General features: G+C 34.8%; 5 protein-coding genes. 1 reads left to right on the top strand and 4 read right to left on the bottom strand.

The genetic code is table 11. The annotated features are described in order from the left end of the window. Positions 1-1,063 (top strand): replication-associated recombination protein A (locus ACIQ6Z_RS09590; protein WP_396210659.1); only part of this gene is annotated, 1,063 nt, incomplete at its 5' end. Positions 1,064-1,077: 14 nt separating this feature from the next. On the opposite strand, the gene ACIQ6Z_RS09585 is transcribed toward ACIQ6Z_RS09590, so the two are convergent. The 4 genes from ACIQ6Z_RS09585 to ACIQ6Z_RS09570 all read right to left on the bottom strand — a co-directional run. Continuing rightward, a complete protein-coding gene (locus ACIQ6Z_RS09585; protein ID WP_396210658.1) occupies positions 1,078-1,818 on the bottom strand; it encodes a hypothetical protein in 741 nt (246 codons plus the stop codon). Next, positions 1,818-2,510, bottom strand: coding sequence for a YjjG family noncanonical pyrimidine nucleotidase (locus ACIQ6Z_RS09580; RefSeq protein ID WP_396210657.1), 693 nt, complete (start codon positions 2,508-2,510; stop codon positions 1,818-1,820). Before ACIQ6Z_RS09580 ends, ACIQ6Z_RS09585 begins: the two co-directional genes overlap by 1 nt. 6 nt (positions 2,511-2,516) lie before the next feature. After that, on the bottom strand, positions 2,517-3,002 hold the full coding sequence (locus ACIQ6Z_RS09575; RefSeq protein ID WP_396210656.1) for a hypothetical protein: 486 nt from the start codon (positions 3,000-3,002) through the stop codon (positions 2,517-2,519). Continuing rightward, positions 2,995-3,324: ABC transporter permease (locus ACIQ6Z_RS09570; protein ID WP_396210655.1), on the bottom strand; the 330-nt coding region annotated here is incomplete at its 5' end. The genes ACIQ6Z_RS09575 and ACIQ6Z_RS09570, both read right to left, overlap by 8 nt.

The following is a 3,324-nucleotide window of genomic DNA, read 5'->3' as shown; positions in this document are numbered from 1 at the left end:
AATACATTCAGGTGTAAAGGATATTCGTGAAGTAATTGAAAAAGCAAAACAAAGCAGTGGTTTGTTTACTGCAAAAAATCCGATTCTTTTTATCGATGAGATTCATCGTTTCAGTAAATCACAACAAGATTCATTATTAGCGGCAGTGGAAAAGGGTTGGGTAACCTTAATAGGTGCCACAACAGAAAATCCGAGTTTTGAAGTAATTCCGGCGCTGTTGTCAAGATGTCAGGTCTATGTATTGAACGCGTTTACCAAAGACGACTTAGAAGCGTTATTATATCGTGCTATTACTACGGATGTGCCTCTTCAAAATAAAACCATCGAATTAAAAGAAACCGAAGCACTGTTGCGACTATCGGGTGGCGATGGTAGAAAATTATTGAATATTTTCGAATTGGTTGTGAACGCTTCCGAAAGTGATGCCATTGAAATCACCAATGAAAAAGTAATGCAATTGGTGCAAAAAAATACCGTATTGTATGACAAAACGGGTGAACAACATTACGATATCGTTTCAGCATTTATCAAATCCATACGTGGAAGCGATCCTAATGGGGCTGTTTATTGGTTGGCCCGTATGATTGAAGGCGGTGAAGATGTAAAATTCATTGCCCGAAGACTACTCATCTTAGCCAGTGAAGATATTGGAAATGCCAACCCAACGGCTTTTATCATGGCAAACAATGCTTTCCAAGCGGTGGCAACTATTGGATATCCTGAAAGTCGTATCATTTTGAGTCAATGTGCTATTTATTTAGCGACTTCCGCAAAAAGTAATGCGAGTTATATGGCCATTGGAAAAGCACAACAAATGGTAAAACAAACGGGCGATTTACCGGTTCCTATTCATTTGCGAAATGCACCAACCAAATTAATGGCAGCATTGGGCTATGGCGATGAATACAAATATTCGCATGATTTCCCCAACAACTTTGCCGAACAAGAATTTTTACCTACAGAAATTGCTGAAACTACATTTTATGAGCCGGGTGAGAACGCTCGTGAAAACGAATTGCGTCAGTTTTTAAAAAACCGCTGGAAAGATAAGTATGGGTATTAATTGGAAATTCAAGATTAGAATTTAACCGCTACTTTCTCTGAAATCAATTGGTCATTTTGATAATATTCAAAAAACCATGAATTTTCTTTTTTCACTAGAACCCCAGTAATTAAGCCTTTTTCAGCTATATATACATCTTTGACAGACGTATTATAGAGTACCATTATTTTTTTGGGTTCCTCATCTACTACTTTGAAGCCGTTAGCTGTTGGAATTGCAAATAGTTGCTTGTTATCTGTATTTTTGGTACTTTCTTCTTTAACAGGATCAGGAACTACATCTGATTTTGATGGTGATTCAACAGCAACAAAAATTTCATTTTGCTGTTTTTGTTCTCTTTTAAAATTTAATTTTCCTTTCATACTCATTAATGCAATCCGAATAGACTCGTTATACGCATTTAAAAAATCTTTCTCTCTACTCGTTCCTTGTACACTTGTATAGATCACACTATTTGTACAATCGATTAACTCAAAATTTATCTTAGTAATAAAGATGTTTTTTTGCTTAATTGCATTTACATAAAATGCCAAACAACGATTATTTGCCAATTCGGCAGGAAAATTATCCGTATCAAAATAAACAATAAAGCCCTCGCTTTCAAAAAAAGACTTCGTCATTAAACTGGCATTGTAGTCATTTCCGGTTCCAAAAAAACTAAATTTTTTAGGGACAATAACGTATTTATAACGATCTTGTGCGAATGTAATAGTGCAACACAGCACAAAAACCAAAACTAACCATCTTTTCATCATTACAATATGTTTTTTAAAGCTAACAAATGATTCACTTGTAACACTTTGGTTGCTATAGTATTATTTTGTTCATTAAAGTAAATAGCATCTATTCCGGCGTCTAGTGCCCCAAGAATATCCGCTTCATAACTGTCCCCTATCATGACACTTTCTTCTTTGGTCGCATTGGCAAAAGATAGTGCATAATCAAATATACTGCGATGCGGTTTTTTTTCACCAGCCATTTCAGAATTCGTAACCGTGGTAAAATAGGGTTCGAGTTGGGCGTTTTTTATCTTTTTTTGTTGCACCGAAGCAAAACCATTGGTAATAATGTGCAAGGTGTAGTTGGGTTTTAAATAATCCAACAACTCAATAGCGCCCTCAAACAAATGATTACTATCGGGCAAATACTTGATATAATCCTCTGAAATTTCATGAATTAGGGCATCCGAGATGGCAAACTGCAGTGCATCAAAAACATCTTTTAAACGATAATAACGCAAATCCTCATGCGAAATTTGATTGACTTGATACAATTTCCAATAATGTTGATTTCTTGGAATATAATGATCTAAAAAATCGGACAACGAAATTAAAAAATCCCGCTCTTTGAAAATGGTTTCAAAAGCATAAGCCGAATTTCTATCAAAATCCCAAAGGGTATGATCTAAATCAAAAAAAAGATGCTTTTTATGTTTAAAGTGTTGCAAGAGCTATTAATTTTTGGAAACAATTTCGGCATTTTCAATGTTATAGATCCAATTGTCTACATCGGTTTCATTCACTTTAAACGTTCCTTTAATGGTCAAATAGGTATCGGTTTTAAGTTTAGGCAAACCGCCTTTAAATTTCAAACCTGTTATGGTCTCGGGTCCCGATTTGCCACAGAAAAAACATGAAGCAAAAACATTTTTACTCAATGCATAATTTTTAGCATCTATTGGCACGATAAAACCGGTCAAAAAAACTGTTTTATTATGGTAGGATTTCAATTTTAAATTTACTTGTGGGAATTCAACCTCACCATAGGTCGCGTGTTTTTTTCGAATGTATTTGATATCTCCCAATAATTTCCATGTGAGTGTATCATTAGCAATAGTTGCATTGTCTTTTGACAAAGGTAGGGACTTCGTATTTTTTTCAAAACTTAATAATGAAAAGAATACGCATAAAGCGACCACAAATTTTATAGAATTACGCATTAGCTAAAGTTTTTGAAATGTTTAGATGATAGGCTTTTATTGCAGGAATTAATGCAGCAATACAACCTACTAAAAGGGTTACTACTAACAACATGCCTTCTTTTTGCCATAAAAAAGTATAGGGATCAAAACTCATTTTAAAATCTGCTTCTGATGCATTTGAAAGCATGCTTAGCGCTACCCTTCCGAGAACAGATCCAAATACAAAACCCACTACACATAGCAACAAACTTTCGATCATTACAATTTTCAACAATTGAAATCTCCTCGCACCATTCACACGCAACAAGGCAAATTCTGATTCACGCTCTTTTAACGTAGT

Source organism: Flavobacterium sp. (assembly GCF_044376915.1).
Classification (GTDB): domain Bacteria; phylum Bacteroidota; class Bacteroidia; order Flavobacteriales; family Flavobacteriaceae; genus Flavobacterium.
This window is presented reverse-complemented; position numbering and strand designations above follow the sequence as displayed.

Excerpts from the sequence above, each read along its gene's own strand:
- ACIQ6Z_RS09585 (WP_396210658.1), bottom strand. The coding sequence starts at position 1,818 with ATGATGAAAAGATGGTTAGTTTTGGTTTTTGTGCTGTGTTGCACTATT.
- ACIQ6Z_RS09575 (WP_396210656.1), bottom strand. The coding sequence starts at position 3,002 with ATGCGTAATTCTATAAAATTTGTGGTCGCTTTATGCGTATTCTTTTCA.